This is a genomic window from Lysobacterales bacterium (assembly GCA_019634735.1).
Classification (GTDB): Bacteria; Pseudomonadota; Gammaproteobacteria; order Xanthomonadales; family UBA2363; genus Pseudofulvimonas.
The window spans coordinates 117,033-143,102 of record JAHCAT010000003.1 but is presented as its reverse complement, the minus strand read 5'-3'; the positions used below and the strand labels follow the sequence as shown (position 1 = coordinate 143,102).

22 protein-coding genes are annotated in these 26,070 nt (G+C 72.0%); 13 read left to right on the top strand and 9 right to left on the bottom strand.

Features of this window, described 5'->3' with window-relative positions; genetic code table 11:
• Positions 1-14 precede the first annotated feature (14 nt).
• Together KF823_04530 and KF823_04525 are read right to left on the bottom strand one after the other, a co-directional pair.
• Complete coding sequence (locus KF823_04530) at positions 15-857, bottom strand: M48 family metallopeptidase (protein MBX3725164.1); 843 nt, start codon at positions 855-857, stop codon at positions 15-17.
• Between the two features lie 395 nt (positions 858-1,252).
• Positions 1,253-3,181, bottom strand: a complete 1,929-nt coding sequence (locus KF823_04525) for an SUMF1/EgtB/PvdO family nonheme iron enzyme (GenBank protein MBX3725163.1) — start codon at positions 3,179-3,181, stop codon at positions 1,253-1,255.
• Between the two features lie 50 nt (positions 3,182-3,231).
• Between KF823_04525 and KF823_04520 the strand changes: the two genes are divergently transcribed.
• The 8 genes from KF823_04520 (at position 3,232) to KF823_04485 (ending at position 15,548) form a co-directional block, all read left to right on the top strand.
• Positions 3,232-4,335, top strand: a complete 1,104-nt coding sequence (locus tag KF823_04520; protein ID MBX3725162.1) for a ribonuclease D — start codon at positions 3,232-3,234, stop codon at positions 4,333-4,335.
• A 574-nt stretch (positions 4,336-4,909) separates the two neighbouring features.
• Positions 4,910-5,128, top strand: a complete 219-nt coding sequence (infA, locus tag KF823_04515) for a translation initiation factor IF-1 (protein ID MBX3725161.1) — start codon at positions 4,910-4,912, stop codon at positions 5,126-5,128.
• A 340-nt stretch (positions 5,129-5,468) separates the two neighbouring features.
• On the top strand, positions 5,469-8,219 hold the full coding sequence (gene acnA / locus KF823_04510) for an aconitate hydratase AcnA (GenBank protein MBX3725160.1): 2,751 nt from the start codon (positions 5,469-5,471) through the stop codon (positions 8,217-8,219).
• 678 nt (positions 8,220-8,897) lie between these two features.
• Positions 8,898-11,330 carry a pyrroloquinoline quinone-dependent dehydrogenase gene (locus tag KF823_04505; GenBank protein ID MBX3725159.1) on the top strand — a complete coding sequence of 811 codons (2,433 nt, stop codon included), beginning with the start codon at positions 8,898-8,900 and terminating at the stop codon, positions 11,328-11,330.
• A gap of 44 nt (positions 11,331-11,374) precedes the next feature.
• The gene (coxB, locus tag KF823_04500; protein ID MBX3725158.1) at positions 11,375-12,082 is read left to right on the top strand and encodes a cytochrome c oxidase subunit II; all 708 of its coding nucleotides are present in this window, start codon (positions 11,375-11,377) and stop codon (positions 12,080-12,082) included.
• Positions 12,079-14,610 carry a cytochrome c oxidase subunit I gene (gene ctaD, locus KF823_04495; protein ID MBX3725157.1) on the top strand — a complete coding sequence of 844 codons (2,532 nt, stop codon included), beginning with the start codon at positions 12,079-12,081 and terminating at the stop codon, positions 14,608-14,610. Before coxB ends, ctaD begins: the two co-directional genes overlap by 4 nt.
• A complete protein-coding gene (locus KF823_04490; protein ID MBX3725156.1) occupies positions 14,607-14,990 on the top strand; it encodes a hypothetical protein in 384 nt (127 codons plus the stop codon). The genes ctaD and KF823_04490 overlap by 4 nt, the downstream gene beginning before the upstream one ends.
• A 21-nt stretch (positions 14,991-15,011) precedes the next feature.
• A complete protein-coding gene (locus tag KF823_04485) occupies positions 15,012-15,548 on the top strand; it encodes a DUF2231 domain-containing protein (protein ID MBX3725155.1) in 537 nt (178 codons plus the stop codon).
• Here the strand turns inward: KF823_04485 and KF823_04480 are convergent.
• Positions 15,491-16,000 (bottom strand): CopD family protein, encoded by a 510-nt coding sequence (locus tag KF823_04480; protein ID MBX3725154.1) that lies wholly within the window; start codon positions 15,998-16,000, stop codon positions 15,491-15,493. The two genes, KF823_04485 and KF823_04480, sit on opposite strands and share 58 nt — an antisense overlap.
• 297 nt (positions 16,001-16,297) lie before the next feature.
• On the opposite strand from KF823_04480, the gene KF823_04475 reads away from it, so the two are divergent.
• The 5 genes from KF823_04475 (at position 16,298) to KF823_04455 (ending at position 20,688) form a co-directional block, all read left to right on the top strand.
• Complete coding sequence (locus KF823_04475) at positions 16,298-17,155, top strand: cytochrome c oxidase assembly protein (protein ID MBX3725153.1); 858 nt, start codon at positions 16,298-16,300, stop codon at positions 17,153-17,155.
• A complete protein-coding gene (locus tag KF823_04470; protein ID MBX3725152.1) occupies positions 17,152-18,471 on the top strand; it encodes a ferric reductase-like transmembrane domain-containing protein in 1,320 nt (439 codons plus the stop codon). Before KF823_04475 ends, KF823_04470 begins: the two co-directional genes overlap by 4 nt.
• 416 nt (positions 18,472-18,887) lie before the next feature.
• On the top strand, positions 18,888-19,754 hold the full coding sequence (locus KF823_04465) for an SDR family oxidoreductase (GenBank protein MBX3725151.1): 867 nt from the start codon (positions 18,888-18,890) through the stop codon (positions 19,752-19,754).
• Between the two features lie 25 nt (positions 19,755-19,779).
• Positions 19,780-20,070: a hypothetical protein gene (locus KF823_04460; protein MBX3725150.1), complete on the top strand. Its 291-nt coding sequence runs from the start codon at positions 19,780-19,782 to the stop codon at positions 20,068-20,070.
• Positions 20,071-20,187: 117 nt separating this feature from the next.
• A complete protein-coding gene (locus tag KF823_04455) occupies positions 20,188-20,688 on the top strand; it encodes a pyridoxamine 5'-phosphate oxidase family protein (GenBank protein ID MBX3725149.1) in 501 nt (166 codons plus the stop codon).
• 709 nt (positions 20,689-21,397) lie between these two features.
• On the opposite strand, the gene KF823_04450 is transcribed toward KF823_04455, so the two are convergent.
• The 6 genes from KF823_04450 to napE all read right to left on the bottom strand — a co-directional run bounded on the left by KF823_04450 (position 21,398) and on the right by napE (position 25,945).
• Complete coding sequence (locus KF823_04450) at positions 21,398-21,997, bottom strand: cytochrome c3 family protein (GenBank protein MBX3725148.1); 600 nt, start codon at positions 21,995-21,997, stop codon at positions 21,398-21,400.
• A 1-nt stretch (position 21,998) separates the two neighbouring features.
• Positions 21,999-22,499, bottom strand: coding sequence for a nitrate reductase cytochrome c-type subunit (locus KF823_04445; GenBank protein ID MBX3725147.1), 501 nt, complete (start codon positions 22,497-22,499; stop codon positions 21,999-22,001).
• Between the two features lies 1 nt (position 22,500).
• On the bottom strand, positions 22,501-25,005 hold the full coding sequence (gene napA / locus KF823_04440; protein ID MBX3725146.1) for a periplasmic nitrate reductase subunit alpha: 2,505 nt from the start codon (positions 25,003-25,005) through the stop codon (positions 22,501-22,503).
• Positions 24,989-25,270: a chaperone NapD gene (locus KF823_04435; GenBank protein MBX3725145.1), complete on the bottom strand. Its 282-nt coding sequence runs from the start codon at positions 25,268-25,270 to the stop codon at positions 24,989-24,991. Before KF823_04435 ends, napA begins: the two co-directional genes overlap by 17 nt.
• Positions 25,267-25,710: a ferredoxin-type protein NapF gene (gene napF, locus KF823_04430; GenBank protein MBX3725144.1), complete on the bottom strand. Its 444-nt coding sequence runs from the start codon at positions 25,708-25,710 to the stop codon at positions 25,267-25,269. Before napF ends, KF823_04435 begins: the two co-directional genes overlap by 4 nt.
• A 70-nt stretch (positions 25,711-25,780) precedes the next feature.
• On the bottom strand, positions 25,781-25,945 hold the full coding sequence (gene napE / locus KF823_04425; GenBank protein ID MBX3725143.1) for a periplasmic nitrate reductase, NapE protein: 165 nt from the start codon (positions 25,943-25,945) through the stop codon (positions 25,781-25,783).
• Positions 25,946-26,070 lie beyond the last annotated feature (125 nt).

Here is a 26,070-nt window from a genome sequence, read left to right as displayed (position 1 = left end):
CGATCGCCAGTGCCTCAGCCCGCTCCGCAGTGCTGCCGGCGCAACGCCAGGGCGCGGTCCATCTCCGCCTCCAGGCGCCGGATCCGGGTGTCGTGGCTGGGGTGGGTGGACATGAACTCGGCCGGCTGCCGGCCACCACCGGCCTGCGCCATGCGCTGCCACAGCCGCGGCGCCTCGCGCGGGTCGAAGCAGGCGCGCGCCGCGAGCAGCAGGCCGATGCTGTCGGCCTCGTTCTCATGGTCGCGCGAGAACGGCAGCAGTACGCCGTACTGGGCGCCCGCACCGATCGCCGCCATCACGGTGCGCTGCGTCGAGGGGTCCATGTCGGAGATCGACATGCCGGCGGCCATGCTGCCCATCTGCACCAGGCGCTGGGTCGCCATGCGCTCGGCGCCGTGGCGGGCGATGGCGTGGGCGATCTCGTGGCCCATCACCGCGGCCAGTCCGTCGGCATTGGCGGTGATCGGCAGGATGCCGGTGTAGATGGCGACCTTGCCACCGGGCAGCGCGAAGGCATTCGCCTGGGGCGATTCCACCAGGTTGAATTCCCAGTCGAAGTGCTGCCAGGGCACGTCGGGGGCGATCTCGCGGGCCGCCGCGACCAGCCTCCGGCCGATCTCGCGCACCGCCTGGACTTCGGGGCCGGTTTGCACGACCCGCTCCTGGGCCAGGATCTGCCGGTACGACTGCAGGCCCAGCGCGGATTCCTGTTCGCGGCTGAGGTCGACCAGTTGCGTGCGGCCGCTGATCGGCACCTCGTGCTGGTTGCTCACCCAGTAGTAGCCCAGGTAGAGCACGAACAGCATGATCGGCCACCAGCGCAGGCCTCCGCCCGTCCCGATACGCAAGCCCGCCATGTGCACGCCTCCAACCGGTCGACCGCACCATGGTAGCGACGATCCGCTCCGGCAGGCGCGCCGGGCGGACCCCGCCGCATCCCGCCGTTCGAAGTGCGTGCCGCCCGTGCCACGGCACCGGCCCTCCCTCCGCCCCGACCGCTCGGGGGAAGGCCTGGGGAGTGTCCCAGCCCCCAGTCCCCAGTCCCCAGTCCCCAGTCCCCAGTCCCCAGTCCCCAGTCCCCAGTCCCCAGTCCCCGGTCCCCAGTCCCCGGTCCCCAGTCCCCAGTCCCCAGTCCCCAGTCCCCAGTCCCCGGTCCCCGGTCCCCGGTCCCCGGTCCCCGGTCCCCAGTCCCCAGTCCCCAGTCCCCGGTCCCGGGACCCCGGTCCCGGGTCCCGAGTCCCGGCCTCACCCCCTACAGCGTTCGCGCGACCCGGAAGCCCACCCGCGGACTGGTCGTATCGGCAGGGATGTTCAGGCGGTAGGCCGAACGCACCTGGTCGGGACCGCTGGCCCAGGAGCCGCCGCGCACGACGCGACGCGTGCAGCCGGGATTGACCCAGGCGCGGCCGTCGCTGGGCGCCCGCGAATAGGTGCTGTGCCAGCAGTCCTCGACCCACTCCGAGGCGTTGCCCGGCATGTCGTGAAGCCCCAGGGCATTGGCGGGGAAACTGCGTACCGGCGCGATGCCGAACCAGCCGTCGCTCTCGCCCGGAAACGCGTTGCTCCATTCCCGGCGCAAACGCGAGCGGTCACCGGTCGAGGAGACATTAGCCAGCGGCACGGGCGGCGGTCCGTCGCCCCATGGATAACGGGCATTGCTGCCGGCACGCAGCCCGTACTCGAACTCCGCCTCGGAAGGCAGCCGGTAGGGGCGGCCGGTCTGTTCGGCAAGCCACAGGGCATAGGCCGCGGCATCCGCCCAGGCGACATGCACCACCGGCTGGGCGGGATCGGCGGGCCGGCCGCCTTCGTCGTGGCGCCAGTGCACGCTGGCACGCTCGCGCATGCTGCCGGTGCGCTCGTCGTAGATGGTCGAGCTGCCGCGCCGTTCCGCGCGCGTGCGGTGGCCGGTGGCCGCCACGAAACGGCCGAACTCCGCCACCGTGACCTCGGCCTCGGCCAGCGCGAAGGCCCGGGCGAAGTTGACCCGGAAGCGTGGCCCCTCGTTGGCCCGGCGGCCGGATTCGCCGTCCGGGGAGCCCATCAGGAAGCTGCCCAGCGGGATGACCACCATCACCGGCCCCTCGCCGCCGTCGGCCAGGGCTTCGCTGAAGCGCTCGCCCTCGGCGAAGCCGCCATACAGACGGGTGTTGCGGATCCGTTCGCGCACCAGTCCGGGCCCGACCACTTCGGCATCGATGGCCAGCGCCTGCCCAAGCAGCGCTTCGGCGGCATCGGCATCGCCGGCGTCGAGACGGGCGTGCGCCTGCACGAGCAGCCGACCTGCCGCCGCACTGCGCGCGCCAGCGATCGTCGAGGCGGCATCGGCGAGCGCCTGCAGGGCCGCCGGGTCGGCCGCGCTGGCCCGGGCCAGCAGCGCCTCGGCCTGCTCGAACTCCCCGGCCTGGGCGGCTTCGGCGGACTGCGCGAGCAAGCGCGTGCGGATCTCCGCGACGCCCTCCTGCGCGGCCAGGCTGTCGGGCTCCACGGCCAGCACCTGGCGCAGATAACCCAGGGCATTGCGCTCGCCTTCGTCGAGGCGGTCCCGGGCTAGCGCGCGGCGGGCGCGCTCCAGCGCCAGCCGTGGCGCGGCGGCCGCGGAAAAGCGGTCGCGCAGCGCCGGCAGGTTTGCGGCATCGGGCCGCAACTGCTCCAGCACCGGCAGCAAGCGGGCCAGCTCGGGCCAGTCGCCCCGCCCCGCCTCGCGTTCGGCGTCGGCAAGCAGGCGGTCCGTCACCCGTGCCAGGCCGTCGCGGGCACGGGTATTGCCCGGCGCTGCCTCGAGCACGGACCAGTACAGGTCGACCGCGCTGTCGCCCGGCGGCAGGTAGAGCCTGCCCTCGGCCAGGGCGGCGTCGGCCCGCTGCAGGAGGATGATGTGGCCATTGCGGTCGGACTGGTCGAACTCGACCCGCGTGGGCGTCCAGCCGGCGGCGACCTGGGCCAGGACTGCCGGTTCCAGGACGACCTCGTCGGGTTGCGGCTGCGCCGGTTCCGGCTCCGTGGCAGCGGCCACCTCGGGCTGCCCGGCAGCGACGGGCTCGTCCGCATCGGTGGTCGCCAACACGGTTTCCGGTGCCGACAGCGGCGCGGTCGGCGGCTCATGGCCGCGCTGCCACCAGCTCCACAGCAACAGGGCGCCGGCCAGGCCGATCACGATGGAGAGCACCCGGCGTATCATGCCGGGCCGTTTCGCAGCACGCTCATGACCGCATGGTAACCAATCAGGGGATGGAACCCGCGACCGGCGACGGCCCCTGGCTGCGCCTGCCCGACGATCTCGCCGACTTCGCCGGCACGGCGATGCCGCTGGCGGTCGACACCGAGTTCATGCGGGAACGCACCTACTGGCCGAACCTGGCCCTGGTGCAGGTTGCCTGGAACGGCCGCTGCGGCCTGCTCGACCCGCTGCGCCATCCCGGCCTGCCCGGCCTGGGCGACCTGCTCGCCGATCCGCGCGGCACCGTGCTGATGCACAGCGCCAGCGAGGACCTGGTCGCCCTGCAACCCCTGCTGCCCGCGCCCATGCTCGGCCTGTACGACACCCAGGTCGCCTGCGCCTTCGCCGGCCTGGGCCTGGGCCTGGGCTACCAGGCCGCCGTCGGGCAGCTGCTGGGCGTCCACCTGGAAAAGCAGGAGACGCGATCGGACTGGCTGGCCCGGCCGCTGACCCCACGGCAGATCGAGTACGCGCTGGACGATGTCCGCCACCTGGCCCCGCTGCATGCCGAGCTGGACGCCCGGCTGGCCGCACGCGGCTACCGCGAATGGCTGCTTGCGGACTGCCGGGAACAGGCCAGGGCGGCGTTCGCGGCAGAACCCGACCCGCAGCCGCAGCGGGCTTTGCGCGGCGCGTGGCGCTGGCCACCAGCGGCCCAGGCGCAGTTGCGCCGCATCCTCAGGTGGCGGGAGGAGAACGCGCGCGAGCGCAACCTGCCCAAGCGCTGGGTGATCGACGATGAGACCGCGCTGGCCGCGGCCATCGAGCCCGATCACAGCGCCGCCCGGCTGGCCGCCCGGCTGGCCGCGGCGCCCGCCGGACGACGGCGAAGCCTGCAGGCGCTGCTCGATCTGGTCGCCCGTCCGCCCGATGGCGAGGAGATCGACACCACCGAACCCATTCCCGGCCCCCTCGAGGGTGAGGCCAAGGTATTGGCGCGCCGGCTGCGCGACGAGGCCGAGACCATCGCCACGTCCCTGGACCTGCCCCCGGGCCTGCTCTGCCCGCGCCGTGCCATCGATGCACTGGCCGCCGGCGGCGGCTGGCCCGGCGAGCTGTCCGGCTGGCGCGAGCAGGTGCTGCGGGAACGGCTGGAAGCCCTGCTGACGGCGTAGCGCCCCCCCCCAGGACCTGATTGGCGCCGTGTCTCAGCTCATGAGCGGGCACGAAGCGCCAGCGACCGGAGCCCGGTAAGCGGAGTGTTCGGTGCGCAGAGCGCGCTGTGCTCCCCTCTCCCTGTGGGAGAGGGGCCGGGGGAGAGGGTCGGGGCTGGCCATGATCTGCATCGTTGCCGGCCCAGCGGCGTGCGCTGGCCGGGGCGGCCCTCTCCCCCGCCCCTCCCCCGCACGCGGGGGAGGGGAGAAGTGCGGTGTCGTCGCACACACGTAAAGCCGCCTGGCAACGGGCTGAGACACGACGCCAATCAGGCCCCCAGGAAGGCGCGGGCGGCCCGTCGCAGGCGCCGCTGTGCTGTCGAGGTGGTGCCGGCGCCAGGCGTCTGCGGAGGGCGCCGCGGATCGGCCCGGGTGCCCGGGAGCGCGCGGCCGGCGGCCGCCGGAATCCGCGGAGACACCACGCCGTCCCGGCGCGCAGCCGCCGGCCCACCCTGGCCGCTTTTTTGCCAAGGCAGCGTCGACGTGCCAGAATCGCCGCCCTTGCGCCCCCCGTACCCTACGCGAACAATCCCGGATGTCGAAAGACGATCAGATCGAAATGGAAGGCCAGGTCATCGAGACCTTGCCCAACACCACCTTCCGCGTGAAGCTCGACAACGGCCATGTGGTGACCGCCCACATCTCCGGCCGCATGCGCAAGCACTACATCCGCATCCTGACTGGCGACCGCGTCAAGATCGAGATGACCCCCTACGACCTCAGCAAGGGTCGCATCACCTACCGCATGAAGTAGGCGGCTGCCCGACGGCGACACCCGTCGTCGTCCCAGGGCCATCCCCCAGCCGATGTTTCCGCGGGCCGCCCTGGCCCGGGGCCAGTCGTGCCCATCGGCACCTCGACCGGCCAGGACGGCGCTGCGCTGACGCAACGCGGAAGCCGTGCCAGGCGACCCAGCACCGGCATCAGACTCCACCACCCGCGCCTGCAACGCGCCCGGGCGGCTGACGGCAGGGCGCCCGATCGGCGATAATGGCGCGCTTTCCCGAGCCGGTCCGCCGGCCCACCCGCGCAACGCCGTCCGGTCCCGCCGGTGCCGGCCTGCCGCCCTCCCCGCCTCCCGCCAGGAGTCCGACATGACCGATTCCTTCGCCACGCGCGCCACCCTCGACGTCGCCGGCAAGACCTACACCTTCCATTCGCTGGCCAGGCTGGGCGAGCGATTCGACATCTCCCGGCTGCCGTTCTCGATGAAGATCCTGCTCGAGAACCTGCTGCGCAACGAGGACGGCGGCATGACCGTCGGTCCCGAGCACATCGAGGCGGTGGCGAAGTGGGACCCGGCGCGCGAGCCCGACACCGAGATCGCCTTCATGCCGGCGCGCGTGGTCCTGCAGGACTTCACCGGCGTTCCCTGCGTGGTCGACCTCGCCGCCATGCGCGACGCCGTGGTCCGCCTCGGCGGCAAGGCCAGCCAGATCAACCCGCTGATCCCCTCCGAGCTGGTCATCGACCACTCCGTGCAGGTCGACGCCTTCGGCACGCCGCAGGCGCTGGACATCAACGGCCGCATCGAGTTCGAGCGCAACGCCGAGCGCTACAGCTTCCTGCGCTGGGGCCAGAAGGCGTTCGACAACTTCAAGGTGGTGCCGCCGAACACCGGCATCGTCCACCAGGTCAACCTCGAGCACCTGGCGCGGGTGGTGATGACCCGCGAGGTCGACGGCACGCTGATGGCGTTCCCGGACACCGTGTTCGGCACCGACAGCCACACCACGATGATCAACGGCATCGGCGTGCTCGGCTGGGGCGTCGGCGGCATCGAGGCCGAGGCCGCCATGCTCGGCCAGCCCAGCTCGATGCTGATCCCGCAGGTGGTCGGCTTCAAGCTGACCGGCCGCCTGCCGGAAGGCGCCACCGCCACCGACCTGGTGCTGACCGTCACCCAGATGCTGCGCAAGCACGGCGTGGTCGGCAAGTTCGTCGAGTTCTTCGGCGACGGCCTGGACCATCTGCCGCTGGCCGACCGCGCCACCATCGCCAACATGGCGCCCGAATACGGCGCCACCTGCGGCATCTTCCCGATCGACGACGAGGCGCTGGGTTATCTGCGCCTGTCAGGTCGCGACGAGCACCAGATCGCGCTGGTCGAGGCCTACGCCAAGGCCCAGGGGCTGTGGCGCACCGCCGCCGAGGCCAGCTACAGCAGCGTCCTGCACCTCGACATGGGCAGCGTCCTGCCCTCCCTGGCCGGTCCCAAGCGGCCGCAGGACCGGGTGCTGCTGTCCGACGTCAAGGACAACTTCCGCGAGAACCTGGGGCCGCTGACCACCGTGCGCGAGAAGCGCACCACCGAGGAGGCGCGCTTCGTGGACGAAGGCGGCGGCGCCGCGGTCGGCAACCGCGAGACCGTGCTGTCCTCGGGCTGCACCGAGATCGAGATCGCCGGCCAGAAGGTCCAGCTGCGCGACGGCGCGGTGGTGATCGCGGCGATCACCTCCTGCACCAACACCTCGAACCCGGCGGTGATGCTGGGCGCCGGCCTGCTCGCCCGCAACGCCGTCAAGCGCGGCCTCAAGGTCAAGCCCTGGGTGAAGACCTCGCTGGGGCCGGGCTCCCTGGTAGTCACCGATTACCTGAAGAAGGCCGGCGTCATGGACGACCTGGAGGCGCTGGGCTTCCACGTGGTCGGCTACGGCTGCACCACCTGCATCGGCAACTCCGGCCCGCTGCCCACCGAGGTCAGCGCCGGCGTCGCCCAGGGCGACCTGGTGGTCGCCTCGGTGCTGTCGGGCAACCGCAACTTCGAGGGTCGCGTGCACGCCGAGGTCAAGATGAATTACCTGGCCTCGCCGCCCCTGGTCGTGGCCTATGCCCTGGCCGGCAGCGTCGACATCGACCTCAGCCGCGAGCCGATCGGCCAGGACAGCGCCGGGCAGGACGTGTTCCTGCGCGACATCTGGCCGAGCAACAAGGAGATCGGCGACACCATCGCGGCCACCATCGGCCCGGAGATGTTCGCCGCCAACTACGCCGACGTGTTCCGCGGCGACAGCCGCTGGAACCAGATCGCCTCGCCCGAGGGCGAGAAGTTCGAGTGGGATGGCGCTTCCACCTACATCAAGAACCCGCCCTACTTCGACGGCATGACCATGGAGGTCGGCGCGATCGCCGACATCCACGGCGCCCGCTGCCTGGCCCTGCTCGGCGACTCGATCACCACCGACCACATCTCGCCGGCCGGAAACATCAAGAAGGACTCCCCGGCCGGGCGCTTCCTGGTGGAGCGTGGCGTGCAGCCGGCCGACTTCAACAGCTACGGCAGCCGGCGCGGCAACGACGACGTGATGGTGCGCGGCACCTTCGCCAACATCCGCATCCGCAACCAGATGCTGGACGGCGTCGAGGGCGGCTACACCCGCCACGTGCCGAGCGGCGAGCAACTGGCCATCTACGACGCCGCCATGCGCTACCAGGCCGAGGGCACACCGCTGGTGGTGCTCGCCGGCAAGGAGTACGGCACCGGCTCGTCGCGCGACTGGGCGGCCAAGGGCACCAACCTGCTGGGCGTCAAGGCGGTGATCGCCGAGAGCTACGAGCGCATCCACCGCTCCAACCTGGTCGGCATGGGCGTGCTGCCGCTGTCCTTCATGGACGGAGAGAACGCCGCGACCCTGGGCCTGACCGGTGGCGAGCAGTTCGACATCACCGGGCTGGACGACGGCCGCGGCAAGGTCGCCCAGGTCACCGCCACCGCCGCCAACGGCGATGTCCGCCGCTTCCAGGCCCGCGTGCTGCTGCTGACGCCGAAGGAGGTGGAGTACTTCCGCCACGGCGGCATCCTGCACTACGTCCTCCGCCAACTGGCCCGCGGCCGCGAGGTCTGAGGCAACCTGCAGGGGCGGAAGCCCCGCCGGCCGCTGGCAGGCGGCCGGCCTTCGCGGGCGCGCGGCATGCCACTGGACATGTAGCATGAAAAGGCCGCGACACCGCACTTCTCCCCTCCCCCGCCTGCGGGGGAGGGGCGGGGGAGAGGGCCGCCCCGCCCGGCGCGCGCCGCCGGGCCGGCGACGATGCAGATCATGGCCAGCCCCGACCCTCTCCCCCGGCCCCTCTCCCAGAGGGAGAGGGGTGCAGAGCACGCTTCGCTCACCGCACCCCTATCTTCGGTCGCTGCTCCCTGCTTCCAGCTCCGTGCTCCGTGCTCCGTGCTCCGTGCTCCCTCCTCCCTCCTCCCTCCTCCCTCCTCCCCCATTTGCCATCGGTGAAGCGGGCGTCCAGACTGACCGCGGCCGCGCGCCGTGCGACCAATCCATTTCGCTGCAGAAGGGATCGACATGGTGAATGCCCCAGACCCGGGCTCCGCATCGCTGTCGCGCAAAGGGATTGCGTGGTGGCTGCTCGTCGCGCTGGCGGTGATATCCGCCGTCCTTGGTGCGTGGATGGCGGTCGGCGGCGTCTGGCTGGTCGCCCTGGGCGGCACCGCCTATTACCTGGGAGCGGGCATCCTCCTGTTCGCCGCAGGCGTGGCCCTGCTGCGTGGCCGGATCACCGGCGGCCTGCTGATGGCCGGGCTGGTCGTCGTGCTGACCGCTGCCTGGTCGCTGATGGAGATCCATGGCAAGGGCTGGATGCCGTCCTGGGGCTTCGACCTGGCCGGGCGTGCGGGCCTGCTGGCCGGCCTGGTGCTGGCGATGGCGCTGGCGGCGACCGGCCTCCGCGATCGCCGCGCGTCTGCCCCTCGCCGGCCCGGCCGCGGCGGCGCGCTGCTGGCGCTGGCGAGCCTGGCGGTCGCCGCGACCCTGGTGCCGATGGCGCGTCTGGCCAGCGGCCCGGGGACCGGTGCCTCTCTTGGAAACGCACCGGCGCCCACGCCGGCGCAAGGCGGCATCGAGGAGGCCGACCGCGCGGCAGGGACGCGTGCCGGGATGCCCGCGGTCGAGCCCCCGGCGCAAGGCCCGCAGGCGGAAGCCGCGCTTGCCGCCGCCGCGGCAACGGAAACGGATCGTGACAGCGAAGCCGGTTCCGACGACGAGGCGAACGCCGAGCCTGCCCCTGCCACCATCGGTCGTGCCGGCCTGCTGCGCGACGCCGGCGAATGGACCGCCTTCGGCGGTTCGAACCTCGGCCAGCGCTGGTCGCCGGCGGCGCTCATCACCACGGACAATGTCGCCTCCCTGGAACGCGCCTGGGAATTCCGCACCGGCGACGAACCCCCATCGGACCGCGTGTTCTACGCTTTCCAGAACACGCCGCTGAAGATCGACGACAGCCTCTACGTCTGCTCGCCCAGCAGCCAGGTGTTCGCGCTCGACCCGGCCACCGGCGCGCAGCAATGGCACTTCGACCCGCAGGTCCCGGCGATCGCCATGGAACCGCTGTTCTCCGTCGCCTGCCGCGCGGTGGGCTGGCACCAGCGCGACGACGATGGCGGCGCCTGTCCTCGCCGCGTGCTGGTCACCACCCCCGATGCCCGCCTGATCGCCCTCGATGCCGGCACCGGCCGGCCCTGCGCGGGATTCGGCGATGAGGGCACCGTCGACCTTGGCGAGGGCATGGCCAACCAGGCCCCCGGTTTTTCCTCGTCGACCTCGGGGCCGGCCGTGGTCGGCGACCTGGTGGTGATCGGCCAGCAGGTCAGCGACAACCAGCGCCGCGATGCGCCGTCGGGCGTGGTGCGCGCCTACGATGCCGTCGACGGCCGCCTGCGCTGGGCCTTCGATGCCGAGCGCGCCGACCGCCCCGGCGAGCCGCTGGCACCCGGCGAGATCTGGCCGCGCGGCACGCCCAACGTCTGGACCGTGGTCTCCGCGGACGAGTCGCTGGGACTGGTCTACCTGGCCACCGGCAACCCCGCCAACGACCACCATGGCGGCGACCGCAGTCCCGCCGAGGAGGAGTTCACCGCGGCCGTGGTCGCGGTCGACGCCGCCACCGGTGCACTGCGCTGGCACTTCCGCACCATGGACCACGACCTGTGGGACTACGACCTGGGCGCGCAGCCGACGGTCATGGACCTGGACATCGACGGCGCGACCCGCCGCGTCGTCGTGCAGGCCACCAAGACCGGCGCGATCTTCGTGCTCGACGCCGCGACCGGCGAACCGCTGCGTCCGGTGGAACGCGTCCCGGCGCCGCAGGGCGCCATCGACGGCGACTGGACCGCGCCCGACCAGCCGCTCAGCCCGTACTACCCGAACTTCGCCGGCGCCCCCGGTCCGGCGCCGGAGCGCATCGACGAGCGCCATGCCTTCGGCCTGACGCCGCTGGACGCCCTGTACTGCCGCCTGCAGTTCAGGCGCATGCGCTACGAAGGCGTCTTCACGCCGCCCACCGACCAGGGCCTGGGCATGCTGCTGTTCCCGGGCACCATCGGCGGTCCCAACTGGGGCGGCATCTCGGTCGACCCGCTGCGGCAGATCATGGTCACCAATCACAGCCGCCTGCCCAACCGGGTGCAGCTGTACCCGCGCGAGGCGGTCGACGATCTGCCGATCGGCGATGGCGGCGCGCGCCCCGACCAGGTGATCGCTCCCCAGGCCGGCTCGCCGTACGGCGTCGACCGGCCGATGTGGCTGTCACCGCTGGGCGTGCCGTGCCTGTCGCCGCCCTGGGGCTACCTGGCCGCCACCGACCTGCGCAGCGGCGCCCTGCTGTGGAGCCAGCCGCTGGGCACCGGTTACGACACCGGCCCGCTGGGCATCCCGACCCGCCTGAAGATCCGCATCGGCACGCCGAACATCGGCGGCGCGGTGACCACCGCCGGCGGGCTGACCTTCATCGCCGCCGCCCAGGACGACTTCCTGCGCGCCTTCGAGACCGCCACAGGGACACTGCGCTGGGATGGCCGCCTGCCGGCCGGCGCCCAGGCCGGGCCGATGACCTACGAGCACGGTGGCCGCCAGTACGTGGTGATCGCCGCCGGCGGCCATGCCCGGCTGGAGACCCGCGCCGGCGACAGCGTGGTGGCCTTCGCCCTGCCCGTGGCCGGCGAATGAGGCCAGCGACGGCAGCGCGGATTCGGGCGGTCCCGGCCGTCACGATGCCGCGCCTGGTGGCGCTGCTGGTCGGCGCTGTCCTGGCGGCCGCTTGCCGCGGCCCGCAGTCGATGCTGGACCCGGCCGGGCCGGCAGCCGCCGCGATAGCCCGTACCTGGTGGCTGATGGCCGGTGCGGCACTGGCGGTGCTGCTCCTGGTGCTCGGCCTGCTGGCGCGAGCGATGCTGCGCCGGCAACCGGCGCCGCCGATGGCCCGACCGGAACGCTTCATCGTCCTGGGCGGCCTGGTGCTGCCGACGGTCGCGCTGTTCGCCCTGCTGGTCTACGGCACGCTCGCCGGGCGCACCGTGATCGGCGTCGGCGTCGACACCGACCGCGTCGTGCGGGTCACCGCCAGGCAGTGGCAGTGGCAGTTCGAGCACCTGGCCCCGGACGGCAGCGTGGTGGCCCGCAGTCTCGACCGCCTGGTGCTGCCGCAGGGCGAGATGGTGGAGTTCCAGGTGGGCAGCGAGGACGTCATCCACAGCTTCTGGATCCCGCGCCTGGGCGGCAAGGTCGACGCCATCCCCGGGCGCAGCAACCGGCTGCGCCTGCGCGCCGACATCACCGGCGCGATGCGTGGCCAGTGCGCCGAATTCTGCGGGCGCGAGCATGCCCACATGGCGTTCTCGGTCGAGGTGCTGGCGCCGGCCGCCTTCGCCGGCTGGCTGGACGGGCAGCGCGCCGAAGGCGACGCCAGGAGCACGCCATGAGCGAAGCCAACGCAGCGGCGCCGGCGCCCGACGCCGCCGAGCAGCAGCGCCGCCTGGGCGCCCTGCAGCGGATCTGGGCGAACGGCCCGGGCCTGGTCGGCCAGCTCACCGCGGTCAACCACAGCACGGTCGGCCTGCGCTTCATCGCCACCGGCTTCGCCTTCCTGGCGATCGGCGGCATGCTGTCGATGTTCATCCGGTTGCAGCTGGCCTGGTTCGGCAACGAGGTGCTCGACCCGGACCGCTACAACCAGTTCGTGACCATGCACGGCACGACCATGATGTTCCTGTTCGCGGTGCCGATCCTGGAAGGCTTCGCGATGTACCTGCTGCCCAAGATGCTGGGCACCCGCGACCTGCCGATGCCGCGGCTGAGCGCGTTCGGCTACTGGTGCTACCTATTCGGCGGCCTGTTCCTGTATTCCAGCTTCCTGTTCGGCGCCGCGCCGGACGGCGGCTGGTTCATGTACGTGCCGCTCACCGACGCCACCTACACGCCCGGCCCGAGCGCCGATTTCTGGCTGATCGGCGTGACCTTCGCGGAGATCGCCGCGGTCACCGCCGCGGTCGAGCTGGTGGTCACCGTGCTCAAGACCCGGGCGCCGGGGATGTCGATCCAGCGCATGCCGCTGATGGCCTGGGCGATCCTGGTCACCGCCTTCATGATCGCCTTCGGCTTCCCGCCGCTGATCCTGGCCAGCATCCTGCTGGAGATCGAGCGGGCGTTCGGCTTCGCCTTCTTCGAGGTCGCCCGTGGCGGCGACCCGCTGCTCTGGCAGCACCTGTTCTGGCTGTTCGGCCACCCCGAGGTCTACATCATCTTCCTGCCCGCGGCGGGCATGGTCTCGACCCTGGTGGTGACCTTCTCGCGCCGCACCATGGTCGGCTATCGCTGGATCGTGGTCGCCATCGTCGCGACCGGCTTCCTCAGCTTCGGGCTGTGGGTGCACCACATGTTCGCGGTCGGCATCCCGCTGCTGGCGCTGAGCTTCTTCAGTGCCGCCAGCATGGCGGTGGCGATCCCGATGGGCGTGCAACTGTTCGCCTGGATCGCCACCCTGTGGTCGGGCAAGCCCTGGCTGCGCCTGCCGATGGTCTGGCTGATGGGCTTCTTCTTCATCTTCGTGCTGGGCGGCCTGACCGGCGTGATGCTGGCCCTGGTGCCGTTCGACTGGCAGGTGCACGACACCCACTTCGTGGTCGCCCACCTGCACTACGTCACCATCGGCGGCATGCTGTTCCCGCTGTTCGCCGGCCTGTACTACTGGCTGCCCCTGGTGACCGGTCGGCAGCCCGCCGAGAGCCTGGGCCGGACGGCGTTCTGGCTGGTCTTCATCGGCTTCAACCTGACCTTCCTGCCGATGCACCTGACCGGCATGCTGGGCATGCCGCGGCGCGCCTACACCTACGACGCGGCGCTGGGCGTGGAGTGGCTGAACCTGCTGTCGACCGCGGCCGGCTTCGTGCTGACCGTCGGCATGATGGCGGTGGCCGTCGATGTCTGGCTGCACTTCCGGCACGGCCGGCGCAGCGCCGCCAACCCTTGGCAGGCCGGCACCCTGGAATGGGCGCTGCCGCTGCCGCCGCCGACCTACAACTTCGCCTCGATCCCGGTGGTCGACGACCGCGAGCCCCTGTGGCGCGACCCCGGCCTGGCACAGGCCAGCGCCGGCACCACCGGCCTGCTCGGCGATCCGGCCGGCGGCCGCCGCGAACTGCTCGGCACCGGCATGATCTCCGGCGCACCCGAGCAGGTGGTCCGGATCTCCGGCTCGACCTGGCTGCCCCTGGTCGCGGCGGCCAACATCGCGGTCCTGCTGGCCTGCTTCATCGCCAAGCTGTACCTGCTCGCCGCCACCTTGCTGGTGCCGCTGGTCGCGGTGTTCCTGCGCTGGGCCTGGACCACCGGCGACCGCCACGCGCCGCTGCGCATCGAGGCGGCACCGGGCGTCGCCCTGCCCAGCCAGGCCGCCTGCAGCCAGGCGCCCGGCTGGTGGGGACTGGTCATCTCGCTGCTGATCGACGGCTCGCTGTTCGCCTCCCTGGTGTTCGCCTACTTCTACCTGTGGCTGGGCGCCGAGACCTGGCCCGGCCCCGGCAGCGAGACCGGCGCACTGGCGCTTCCGGTGCTCGCACTGGTCCTGCTGATCGGCGCCGGACTGGCGGCGCGCCTGGCGCTGCGCGGCAACGACCGCGATCGTCCTGCGCAGCTGCGTGGCGGCCTGCTGACGGCGGCCGTGCTCGGCGGCGGCTTCCTGATCGCGCACGGTGCGGCGCTGGCGGCGGTGGTCGCCGCGCCGCAGCAGCACGCCTACGCCTCGGTGGTCTGGACCCTGGCCGGCTTCCATGGCGTGCACGTGCTGGTCGCCCTGCTCGGCTCGGGCTTCACCTGGCTGCGCTCCCGGCACGGCCTGGTCGATGCGCAACGGCGACTGGACGCACGCGTCGCGGTCGCACTGTGGCGCTACACGGTCGGCCAGGGCGTGGTCGCCTGGCTGGTCATCCACCTGTTCCCGAGGCTGGCATGAGCGCGCTGTCGCCGCTGGCGCCCGGCCGGTTGACGGGCATGGTCTTGCCGATGGCGCTGTGGGCGCTGCACTTCGTGGTGGTGTACAGCCTGGTCGGGCTGGGCTGCGAACACGACTGGCCGTCGCGGTCGTTGGCCGGCGGCAACCTGCTCAGCGTGCTGCTGATCGCGCTGACCGCGGCGTTCCTGGTGGTGGTCGCAGCATTGGGCCTGCGCGCCCGCCGCGCCTGGCGACGCCACGCCGCCAACCAGGCCGGCGATCCGCGGCAGCGCCGCCACGCCCTGATCGCCATGGCCGCCACGGCGCTGGCGGCACTGGCCGCGATCGCCATCGTCTTCACCGCGACGCCGGCGCTGCTGCTGCCGCCCTGCGCGACCTGAGCCCGCAAGGACCCGTGCCCGATGCCCACCAAACCCGACACTGCGATCGACGGCGAGACCGAGACCGCGCAGACCGTGCCCAGCCGGATGGCGGTGCGCAAGCACCCCGTGCATCCGATGCTGGTGGTCTACCCGATCGCCTTCCTCAGCATGCTGCCGGTCACCGACGCCCTGCACGCCTGGCGCGGCGGCGCATTCTGGGCCGAGGCCTCGTTCTGGCTGAATGCCGCCGGCCTGGGGCTGGGCGTGCTCGCCGGCCTGGTCGGTATGGTCGACCTGCTCGGCATCCGCGCCGTGCGCCGGCACGTCTCGGCCTGGAGCCACTTCATCGCCGCGGTGATGGTGCTGGCCCTGGCCGCGGCCGGCCTGTGGCTGCGCTGGCCGGATCCGGCGGCCGCGATCTGGCCCTGGGGCCTGGCGCTGTCGGGCGTCACCCTGCTGCTGGTGATGGTGGCGGGCTGGCTGGGCGGCACCTTGTCGTTCCGCCACGGCATCGGGGTCTACGGCGGCCAGGAACCGGTCGGCACCACCGCCGACCGCAGGCCGCCGGGCGCTTGAGCGGCCTCGATGCCCGGCGGTGCCGGCAGCGGCGGCGCGGTGGCCGGCTTGCCGCCGGTGAGCGCCGCCAGTGCCAGCAGCAGGACCAGGGGCACCATGGCCAGGACGCGGTGGAACATCGGTCCGTGGCGATCGCGGTCGCGGCCCATGTCGTAGAGCACGACGCCGAGGTACAGGTGCAGCAGCACGGCCATCGCCACCACCGCCAGCTTCATCACCAGCCAGGCGCCCGGCTGCGCCCAGACGATCAGCACCATGCCCAGGGCAATGGTCAGCACCGCGGCCGGGCCCATGATCCAGAAGAACAGCGTCTTCGCCACCGGCAGGAAATAGTCCGGCTCGGCGTCGGGCTCACCGCGACGGTGCGCCACGAACAGGCGCGGCAGGAAGAACAACCCGGCGAACCAGACCGTCATCGCCACGATATGAAAGAACTTCAACCAGAAATGCATGGTCCGCCGGGTTCGCCTTGCCGGCCGCCAGCGTGGACTGCGGGCGCCGGCCATGCAAGTCCGGGCCACCGCAAGCTGCGCTCCGGCGTAGCGCTGTGCGGCGCGGGCGGATACGATCGAACCGGGTCCAGGGAACCGCGTGGGCGCGCGTTGCGTGCAGCCTCTCAATGCGCCCCTCCCTCCCGTCGCCGCGCTGCGCGGGCGCTGCCGATGCCAATGCCCGGCACCGGTGCCCGCCGCATCGTCCGTGCGAGAAACCGCCCGATCCTCCAGGGCGTCGTGGCAGGCGCCGGACTCATGGTGGCCACCGGCGCACTCGCACACGCACCGTCCGGCGATGCGCCGATCGGCGCATGGACCCTGTCGCCATGGCTGCTGCTGCCGGGTGTGGTGCTGCTGGCGCTGTATGCGACCGGCCTGGTGCGGCTGTGGCGGCGTGCCGGGTTCGGGCGCGGCATCGACGGTTGGCGGGTCGCCGCCTTCCTGGCCGGAGTCGGCGTGCTGTTCCTGGCCCTGGTCTGGCCGCTCGACGCCCTCGGCGCCTGGTCGCTGGCCGCGCACATGGGCCAGCACATGCTGCTGCTGGCGCTGGCGCCACCGCTGCTGTTGCTGGGCCGGCCGCTGGCGATCTGGGCCCAGGCCCTGCCCGGCCCCTGGCCCGGTCGCCTGCATCGCGCCAGCGCGCCCGCCGTGCGCCACCTGCACCTGCACCTTGCCCTGGCGACGGCTGCGCATTGCGCGGTGATGCTGGCCTGGCACCTGCCCGCCGCCACCGCGGCGGCGCTGGCCCATGAGGGCCTGCACTGGGCCATGCATGGCAGTTTCCTGCTGGCCGGGCTGTGGTACTGGTCGGTGCTGCTGCACGGCATCCGCGATCGCCAGGTCAGCGTCGGGCCCGGCCTGGTGTCGATCGTCGCGGTGATGATGGCGATGGGCCTGCTCGGCGCCCTGCTGGTGTTCGCGCCGCGGCCGCTGTATCCGGTCTACGTCGAGCGCGCCCCGATGCTGGGCCTCGACGCGCTGGCCGACCAGCAGCTCGCCGGCCTGGTGATGTGGATCCCCTCGGCCCTGCCCTATCTGGCCGGCGGCCTGTGGCTGGCGGTGCTGGGACTGCGCTGGCTGGACCGCGACGCAGAACAGGCGCGCCGGCCGTGAACCTGGGCTGGTTGCGCGCAACGATGTGGTGGCTGGCCTGGCTGGCGCTGGCGGCGCTGCCGCTGGCGATCGCGCTGGCGCCGCCGCGGCCGATCGCGGCCGGCGCGATCGAGGAGCTGGGCCGGATGCTCGGCCTGCTCGGCCTGGGCGTGCTGATCGCCCAGGCGGCGATCTCCGGACGGCAGCGCTGGTTCGCGCCCGGCCTGGGCCAGGACGACCTGCTGCAATTCCATCGCGTGGTCGGCATCGCCGCCGTGGTGCTGCTGCTGTGCCACCCGCTGATGATGTTCGCGGGCGACCGCGCCTTCCTGGCCTGGCTGGATCCGCGCGCCGGCCTGCTGCGTGCCAGCACCCTGGCCGGCCTGGGGCTGGCGTTGCTGGCGCTGGTGACGTCCTCGCTGTGGCGGCTGGCGCTGCGCCTGTCCTACGAGCATTGGCGGCTGCTGCACGGCGTGCTGGCGGTGGCGGTGGTGGCCGGTGGGCTCGGCCATGCGTTGATGGCCGGCCACTACACCGGCCCGGCCTGGAAGCAGGCGAGCCTCGCGATCCTGGCCCTGGCCAGCATCGCCCTGGTGCTGGAAACGCGTCTGCTGCGCCCCTGGCGCCTGCGCCGGCGGCCCTGGCGGGTGGTCGCGGTGCGACCCGAGCGGGCCGGCTGCACGACCCTGGAATTGGCGCCCGAAGGACACGCCGGGCTGCGCTTCGCGCCCGGCCAGTACGCCTGGCTGACCCTGGGCGAGCGGCCCCTGCGCCTGCAGCAGCATCCGTTCTCGATGGCCTCGCCGGCCGGCCAACGCAATATCGCATTCACCATCAAGGCGCAGGGCGACTTCACCGACGCGCTTGCCGACCTCGAGCCGGGCACGCCGGCCTGGCTGGAAGGACCCTACGGCGTGTTCACCTGGCATCCCGGCGCCTGCCCGGGCGGCGCGGTGTTCATCGCCGGCGGCGTCGGCATCACGCCGATCATGAGCATGCTGCGCACCGCACGGGCGCGCGGCGGCCGCGAGCCGCTGTTGCTGGTCTACGGCAACGGTGCCTGGGACGAGGTGCTGTTCCGCGAGGAACTGGACGACCTGGCCGCGGCGTTGCCGCTGACCCTGGTGCACGTCCTGGAGGAAGGCCATGAGGGCTGGCAGGGCGAAACCGGCCACATCGACGCCGACCTGCTGCGACGGCACCTGCCCGCCGACCTGTCGCGAATGGCCGGCTTCATTTGCGGTCCGCCGGCCCTGGCCGACGCCGCAGGGCCGGTGCTGCTCGGCCTGGGCCTGCCGGCGCGCAATCTCTACGCCGAACGGTTCGACCTGGTATGAGGGCCCTGCGGTGACCGTCGACGCAATACCGCCCCATTGTCGCGGGCCCGCCACGCCGACGTTGTTCCTGCGTGCAGCGCTTGGCCTGGATGCGACCCATCCGGGAGACGCCTTCCTGTGATGCACCGCCACGCCCGCCGTGCTGCCTTGCTCGGCACCGCCGTGCTGGTGCTGCTTGCCCTGGTCGCGACCCTGCTGCGCTCCGGTTGATCCGAAGCGTGCGGCGCGCGCCGGGATGATGGGTTCCGCCCTCGCCTCCGGCGTCTTGAGCGGCCCTGCGAGGTGCACGATGGGCCGCGAGGCGTCGCGCAGCCTGCACTGACCTGCGCGCACGCCAGGCCGACGATCGGGAGCGCACCGCGGATGGCACGGGTCTTGCCGGGCCCTTGGGCACACGGTCCCAGCAGGAGCCCACGATGAGCGCCCGCACATCGAAACGTCCCAACCCGCCGCAGACCCAGAAGCGCCAACCCGGCCGGCGCAGCGCGATGCGCCCGAAGCCGGAATCGATCCGCGACGACTATGCCGGCAGCGGCAAGCTGCAGGGCAAGGTCGCATTGATCAGCGGCGGCGACAGCGGCATCGGCCGCGCGGTCGCGCTGCACTACGCGCGCGAGGGCGCCGACGTCGCCATCGCCTACCTGGAAGAGGACGGGGACGCCCGCTCGACGGCCAAGGCAGTGGAGGCCGAGGGAAGGCGCTGCTTGCTGGTGCGCGGTGACCTCGGCCGGCGCGACCAGGCCGATACCGCCGTGGCGCGCACGGTGGCCGAACTGGGCGGCCTGGACATCCTGGTCAACAACGCCGCCGAGCAGCACGAAGTCGACGACCCGGCCCAGCTCGAGCCGGCGCAGGTCGAGCGCACCGTGCGCACCAACCTCTACGCCTGCTTCCACCTGGTGCGCGCCGCCCTGCCGCACCTGGGCAAGGGCGCCTGCATCATCAACACCGGGTCGGTGACCGGCAGCCGCGGGCACAAGACCCTGATCGACTACGCCGCGACCAAGGGCGCCATCCACGCGCTGACCTTCTCGCTGGCGCAATCGCTGGCCGAACGCGGCATCCGCGTCAACGCGGTGGCGCCCGGACCGATCTGGACGCCGCTGATCCCGGCCAGCTTCGATGCCGACCATGTCGCCAGGTTCGGCGCCGACACCTTGATGGGCCGGCCCGGCCAGCCGTCCGAGGTGGCGCCGGCGTACGTGTTCCTCGCCAGCGCCGATGCCAGCTACATCACCGGCCAGATCATCCACATCAACGGCGGCGGCCACATCGCCGGCTGAGCGCCGCCCGTCAAGGAGAGACCGCATGCAGATCCTTCGTTGCCGCATCACCGGCGCCCCCGACCTCGCCGACCGCATCGCCGAACTGGTCGCCGACATCGAGGGCGTGGAACGCGCCACGGTGATGGCCGGGCTGGTGCCGCACATGGACGATCCGGATTCCAGTTCCGCGGGCCTGGCCGAGAACGCGACCGGCGAGCCCGCCGACCTGGAGATCGAACTGGCCGACGAGGACGCCGCCCAGGACCTCCGGGTGGCGATCGAGACGCTGACCCGGCAGCAGGGCGCCGCCCTGGAGTGGACCGACCTGGCCTGAGCCCGGGCACCGGCGCGGACCCGTGCAATCCACGCCCGTCGCCTCCGAAATCCCCGCATGGACGCCATGCAACCCGCGCGCGCACCGCGCAGCCACCGCAAGGAGAGCCCCATGAACATGCCATCCGAGCACCACGCCGACATCGACCTGCTGGGCGCGCTGATCGCCGAGATCGACATCGCCATGCTGGTGTCGGTCGCTCCCGACGGCAGCCTGGTCAGCAGGCCCCTGGCCACCCTGAAGGCCGATGGCGATGACCGGCTGTGGTTCCTCACCAGCGCCGCCAGCGGCAAGATCGACGACATCGAACGCCAGCCTCGGGTCAACCTGGCCTATGCCGACCCTGGCGCGAACACCTACGTGTCGGTCACCGGTCGCGCACGGGTCATCCACGACCGTGAGCGCGCCGCCGAGCTGTGGTTCCCGCAGGCCCGGGCGTTCTTCCCCGGCGGCCCGGACGATCCCGACCTGCGCGTCCTGTGCGTCGAGGTCGAGTCGGCCGAGTACTGGCGCCCGACCACCGGCATGACCGGCCAGGCCCTGCGCCTGATGCAGGCCATCACCGGCGAGGGCCCCACTGACCCGGGCGAACACGGCCACCTCGAGGTCCGCGACTGATCCCTTCCTGTCATTCACCGTCGCCGCCGCCCTGCTCAGCCAGTCCCGGCACCGAGCAGCCGCCAGGGCCGCCCCGGCCAGCATGCAGCCAGCCGACGGCACCGATGGGTTGCCCCGCAAGCACCACCTTGGCAAGCGCGCACCGACGCGCCGACAACGATGCAGATCATGGCCAGCCCCGACCCTCTCCCCCAGCCCCTCTCCCCGGGGGAGAGGGGAGCTGATCACGCGCCGATCCACCAACCCCACTTCCCGAACGGGCCGCGGCACCCGCACTTCTCCCCTCCCCCGCGTGCGGGGGAGGGGCCGGGGGAGAGACCTCTGCAGCTCGCTGCGCTGCCCGCTTGTTCCCCGGAACCGGGGCGGCCTGTCGACCGTCAGGGCGCTTTGCAGCCCCAAAAACGCGTCGCCAAGCCACGGATTCCAAGAAGTTTCCCGGGTAGGGCTGCCGCATGCAGCGCGCAAACCCTCCGGAACCGGCCGACGCGCGCCTGCCCGAATCCTTCACCCCGCTCCCCGACACCCGCGGCACCGCACTTCCGGGCACCCGCGGCACCGCACGTCCCAACATCCGGAGCACCGAACATTCTCCCTGCCGCGGCACCGCACTTCTCCCCTCCCCCGCCTGCGGGGGAGGGGCCGGGGGAGAGGGCCGGGGCTGGCCATGATCCTCATCGCGCCCTGCCCGGGCGCGCGCTGTCCGGGGCGGTCAGCCCTGCGGCACGCCCGCCATGTCCGGCAGGCCGTGGGCGATGCCCTTGTGGCAGTCGATGCAGGTGCGTTCGCCGCTGCCCAGCCAGCGCTCGTGAATGGCCCCGGCACGCGGGCTCTGCCGGGTGAAGTCCATGTAGTCGTAGTTGTGGCAGTTGCGGCATTCCAGCGAATCGTTGGCCTTCAGCCGCGCCCATTCGTGCTGGGCCAGGCGCAGGCGCTGATCCAGGAAGCGCTCACGGGTGCTGATGGTGCCGAAGATCTTGCCCCAGACTTCCTTGGACGCCTGCATCTTGCGGGCGATCTTGTCGGTCCAGTCGTGCGGCACATGGCAGTCCGGGCAGGTGGCGCGCACACCGGAGCGGTTGGTGTAGTGGATGGTCGGCTTGAGCTCCTCGAAGACGTTGTCGTACATCTCGTGGCAGGACACGCAGAAGCGCTCGGTGTTGGTCGCCTCCAGGGCGGTATTGAAGCCGCCCCAGAAGATGATGCCGGCGATGAAGCCGCCCAGGGTCAGGAAGCCCAGGCTGAAATGCACGCTGGGCGAACGCAGCGTGGTCCACAGCGACCGCACGCGCCGACGCAATCCACCTGCCATCTCAGCGCTCCCGCTGGCGGCTGATCACCGCGTCGACGTCCAGGAACTCGTTGCCGACCAGGGCCGGCGCATCGGTCTGCACGACATGGCACTGGTTGCAGAAGTAGCGCCGCGGCGAGACCTGGGCCAGCACCTGGCCATCGCGGTCCATGAAGTGGGTGACGCTGACCATCGGCGCCTGGAACTGCTCGGCGCCGGCACGCGAATGGCAGACCATGCAGCGGTTGACGTGGGTGGTCACCTGGTAGCCGTCGATGGCGTGCGGGATGGTCGGCGGCTGCTCGGGCCAGCCGCGCTGCCGACGCAGGTCGCGGTTCTCCACCCGCGCCATCGGCGGCGCCGGCGGCTCGACCTGCAGCGGTGCGCCGCGGCGCAGGGCATCCAGCGACCGGTACTCGGTGGGCGCCGGCGCCGGCGCGCTGGACTCGGGGTCCTGGGCAGGCAGGACGAAGGCGCCCAGCAGCAGCGCGAGCAGGACGGCGAGGCGGAGCAGTGCGCGCATGTCAGGCCCTCCCCTCGGCGGCGACGATCCGGCAGGCGCACTTCTTGAAGTCGGTCTGCCGGGAGATCGGATCGTTGGCATCGAGCAGCAGCTTGTTGACCAGCACGCCGGCGTCGAACCAGGGCACGAACACCATGCCGCGCGGCGGCCGGTTGCGGCCCCGGGTCTCGACCCGGGCGACGATCTCGCCGCGCGGCGACTGCAGGCGCGCGACCTGGCCGCGACGCAGGCCGCGATCGCTGGCGTCGTCCGGATGCATGAACACCGGCGCCTGCGGGAAGCTGCGGTACAGCTCGGGCACGCGCATGGTCATCGAGCCCGAGTGCCAGTGCTCCAGCACCCGCCCGGTGACCAGCCACAGGTCGAACTCCTCGTTCGGCGATTCGTGCGGCGGCTCGTAGGGCAAGGCCCAGATCACCGCGCGGCCGTCGGGCTGGCCATAGAAGCGGAAGCCCTCGCCGGCCGGCACGTAGGGATCGCTGCCCTCGCGGTAGCGCCACAGCGTCTCGCGGCCGTCGACCACCGGCCAGCGCAGGCCACGCACCTGGTGGTAGGTGTCGAAGTCCGCGAAGTCCTTGCCCTTGCCGCGGCCGAAGCGCGCGTACTCGTTGAACAGGCCCTTCTGCACGTAGAAGCCGAACGCCGCCGACTCGTCGTTGTCGTAGCCGTCCTCGATCTGGTCGACCGGGTGGGCGTCGACCTGGCCGTTGGCGAACAGCACCTCGAACAGGGTCTTGCCGCGGTATTCGGGGTTGGCCGCCAGCAGTTCCTCGCCCCAGCATTCCTCGGTGGTGAAGCGCTTGGCGAACTCCATGAGCTGCCACAGGTCCGAGCGCGCCTCGCCGGGCGCGCGCACCATCTGGTGCCAGAACTGCGTGCGCCGCTCGGCGTTGCCGTAGGCGCCCTCCTTCTCCACCCACATCGCCGCCGGCAGGATCAGGTCGGCGGCCTGGGCGGTGACGGTCGGGTAGGCGTCGGAGACGACGATGAAGTTGTCCGGGTTGCGGTAGCCGGGCAGGCCCTCGCCGTTGATGTTTGCGGCCGCCTGCATGTTGTTGTTGACCTGCACCCAGTAGGCGTTGAGCCGGCCGTCGTGCAGCGCGCGGTTCTGGTCGACCGCGTGGAAGCCCGGCTGCGCCTGGATGGTGCCGGGCGGCAGCTTCCAGATCTCCTCGGCCTTGGCCCGGTGCTCGGGATTGGCGACCAGCATGTCGGCAGGCAGGCGGTGCGAGAAGGTGCCGACCTCGCGCGCGGTGCCGCAGGCCGAGGGCTGGCCGGTCAGCGAGAACGGGCTGTTGCCCGGGGTGGCGATCTTCCCGGTCAGCAGGTGGATGTTGTAGACCATGTTGTTGGCCCACACGCCGCGGGTGTGCTGGTTGAAGCCCATGGTCCAGAAGCTGGTCACCTTGACCGCCGGATCGGCGTACAACTCGGCCAGCTTCTCCAGCCAGCCGCGGTCGACGCCGGTCATCTCCACCGTGTGCGCCAGCGTGTAGGGGCGCACGAAGGCCGCGAAGGCGTCGAAGTCGATGGCCTCGCCACCGCCCGGGTCGTCGGCGTTGGCGGCGGCCTGCTGCAGCGGGTGTTCCGGGCGCAGGCCGTAGCCGATGTCGGTCTTGCCGCGCATGAAGCGGGTGTGGCGATCGACGAAGTCGCGGTTCACCCGACCGCTCTGGATGATGTGGTTGGCGATGTAGTTGAGGATGACCAGGTCGGTCTGCGGCTTGAAGATGATCGGGATGTCGGCCAGGTCGAAGCTGCGGTGCTCGAAGGTCGACATCACCGCCACCTTGACGTGCGGATGCGAGAGCCGGCGGTCGGCGATCCGCGTCCACAGGATCGGGTGCATCTCAGCCATGTTCGAGCCCCACAGCACGAAGGCGTCGGCGTGCTCGATGTCGTCGTAGACGCCCATCGGCTCGTCCATGCCGAAGGTGCGCATGAAGCCCATCACCGCCGAGGCCATGCAGTGCCGCGCGTTGGGGTCGATGTTGTTGCTGCGGAAGCCGGCCTTGAACAGCTTGTTGGCGGCGTAGCCCTCCCAGATCGTCCATTGCCCGGAGCCGAACATGCCGACCGCGCCCGGGCCCTTCTCGCGCAGCACGCGCTTGAACTGGCCGGCCATCACCTCGAAGGCCTCGTCCCAGGACACCGGCTCGAACTCGCCGTCCTTGGCGTAGACGCCGTCGCGCTTGCGCAGCAGCGGCCGCGTCAGGCGGTCGCTGCCGTACATGATCTTGGACAGGAAATAGCCCTTGACGCAGTTCAGGCCGCGGTTGACCTCGTTGTGGATGTCGCCGTGGGTGGCCACCACCCGGCCGTCCTTGACCGCGACATTGATGCCGCAACCGGTGCCGCAGAAACGGCAGGCCGCCTTGGCCCATTTCATCTCGGTGGCCGGGCGTTCCAGCAGTAAGTTCTGCGCCGCGGCGGTCACCGGCAGGCCGGCCGCCGCCGCGGCGCTGGCGACCGCCGACTGGCGGATGAAGTCACGGCGCGTGGTCATGGTCGATCTCCTTGAGCATCTCGTGCAGCGGCTCGGCGTGGTGGTGGACCAGGCTGACCCCGACCACGCCGGGCAGCGCGGCCAGGGCGTCCATCGAGGCCAGCAGACCGGCCTCGTCCGGCCCCTCGCACAGCACCACGCTGCGGCTGCCTTCGCGCAGCGCCAGCTCGGCGCCGGGCAGGGAATCCAGCAGGCCGTCCAGGGCCTGCGCCGCGTCGGGCTGGTGCTGTACCAGCAGGCTGGCGATGTGCAGCATGGCGGTCATGGCGCGGCGCCCGCCGCGGGCTGGCGCAGGGCCAGGGCGCCCGCCGGACAGGCCGCCACGCAGGCGCCGCAGCCGGTGCAGCGCACGGTATCGATGGCCGGCGCGCCCAGGCCGGCGCCGGGCGGAAAGCGGATCGCCGCCGGCGCGCAGGCATCCCGGCAGGCCAGGCACACAACCCCGGCCGCCGACAGGCAGGTGGCATCGACGCGCGCCCGCCAGGGCCAGTCGGCGATGTGTATTGGCAGCAGCGCGCCGGTGCTGCAGGCGCGCGCGCAGTCGCCGCAGAAGCTGCACTCGCCGCGCCTCGCCTCATAGACCGGGAAGCCGCCTTCGCCGGCGGCCAGCAGGCCGTCGGGACAGGCGCCCAGGCAGTCGCCGCAGCGCGTGCACAGCGCTTCGAACTCGCCCGGCGCCACCGAACCCGGCGGCCTGGGCAGCATCGGCGCTGGGCGTCGGCCTTTCAGGAAGGCGCGTCGCGAGGCAAGGGCTGCAGAGTCCGCCGTCATCGCCTCACACCCCGGGCGGACCGAAGATCATCTGCCAGGTCCACACCGCGAAGCCGAAGGCCGACACCAGCAGCACGGCCAGCACCGGGAACAGCACCACGGTCAGGAAAAGGAAGGCGCCCAGTTCACGGCGGCGGCCGGCGCCGTCGGCGGTGGCGGATGGCGGCATGCGCTTCTCCCGTCACGGGCGTCCGGGGGGACACCACGACGCGACCGATTCTCACACGGAATTCACGAAGTGGTGTTGTGCGGTGCAAGGCTGCGGGCGGTTCCGGCGATCTCCGGCAACCGGTG

Bases quoted from the DNA above. Each gene is read 5' to 3' on its own strand.
- KF823_04530 (MBX3725164.1), bottom strand. From the start codon at position 857: ATGGCGGGCTTGCGTATCGGGACGGGCGGAGGCCTGCGCTGGTGGCCG.
- KF823_04485 (MBX3725155.1), top strand. From the start codon at position 15,012: ATGCCCACCAAACCCGACACTGCGATCGACGGCGAGACCGAGACCGCG.
- infA (MBX3725161.1), top strand. From the start codon at position 4,910: ATGTCGAAAGACGATCAGATCGAAATGGAAGGCCAGGTCATCGAGACC.
- KF823_04455 (MBX3725149.1), top strand. From the start codon at position 20,188: ATGCCATCCGAGCACCACGCCGACATCGACCTGCTGGGCGCGCTGATC.
- KF823_04520 (MBX3725162.1), top strand. From the start codon at position 3,232: ATGGAACCCGCGACCGGCGACGGCCCCTGGCTGCGCCTGCCCGACGAT.
- napA (MBX3725146.1), bottom strand. From the start codon at position 25,005: ATGACCACGCGCCGTGACTTCATCCGCCAGTCGGCGGTCGCCAGCGCC.
- napF (MBX3725144.1), bottom strand. From the start codon at position 25,710: ATGCTGCCCAGGCCGCCGGGTTCGGTGGCGCCGGGCGAGTTCGAAGCG.
- KF823_04465 (MBX3725151.1), top strand. From the start codon at position 18,888: ATGAGCGCCCGCACATCGAAACGTCCCAACCCGCCGCAGACCCAGAAG.
- KF823_04490 (MBX3725156.1), top strand. From the start codon at position 14,607: ATGAGCGCGCTGTCGCCGCTGGCGCCCGGCCGGTTGACGGGCATGGTC.
- KF823_04505 (MBX3725159.1), top strand. From the start codon at position 8,898: ATGGCCGGGCTGGTCGTCGTGCTGACCGCTGCCTGGTCGCTGATGGAG.
- ctaD (MBX3725157.1), top strand. From the start codon at position 12,079: ATGAGCGAAGCCAACGCAGCGGCGCCGGCGCCCGACGCCGCCGAGCAG.
- KF823_04445 (MBX3725147.1), bottom strand. From the start codon at position 22,499: ATGCGCGCACTGCTCCGCCTCGCCGTCCTGCTCGCGCTGCTGCTGGGC.
- coxB (MBX3725158.1), top strand. From the start codon at position 11,375: ATGCCGCGCCTGGTGGCGCTGCTGGTCGGCGCTGTCCTGGCGGCCGCT.
- KF823_04460 (MBX3725150.1), top strand. From the start codon at position 19,780: ATGCAGATCCTTCGTTGCCGCATCACCGGCGCCCCCGACCTCGCCGAC.
- napE (MBX3725143.1), bottom strand. From the start codon at position 25,945: ATGCCGCCATCCGCCACCGCCGACGGCGCCGGCCGCCGCCGTGAACTG.
- KF823_04475 (MBX3725153.1), top strand. From the start codon at position 16,298: ATGGTGGCCACCGGCGCACTCGCACACGCACCGTCCGGCGATGCGCCG.
- KF823_04480 (MBX3725154.1), bottom strand. From the start codon at position 16,000: ATGCATTTCTGGTTGAAGTTCTTTCATATCGTGGCGATGACGGTCTGG.
- KF823_04435 (MBX3725145.1), bottom strand. From the start codon at position 25,270: ATGACCGCCATGCTGCACATCGCCAGCCTGCTGGTACAGCACCAGCCC.
- KF823_04525 (MBX3725163.1), bottom strand. From the start codon at position 3,181: ATGATACGCCGGGTGCTCTCCATCGTGATCGGCCTGGCCGGCGCCCTG.
- KF823_04450 (MBX3725148.1), bottom strand. From the start codon at position 21,997: ATGGCAGGTGGATTGCGTCGGCGCGTGCGGTCGCTGTGGACCACGCTG.
- acnA (MBX3725160.1), top strand. From the start codon at position 5,469: ATGACCGATTCCTTCGCCACGCGCGCCACCCTCGACGTCGCCGGCAAG.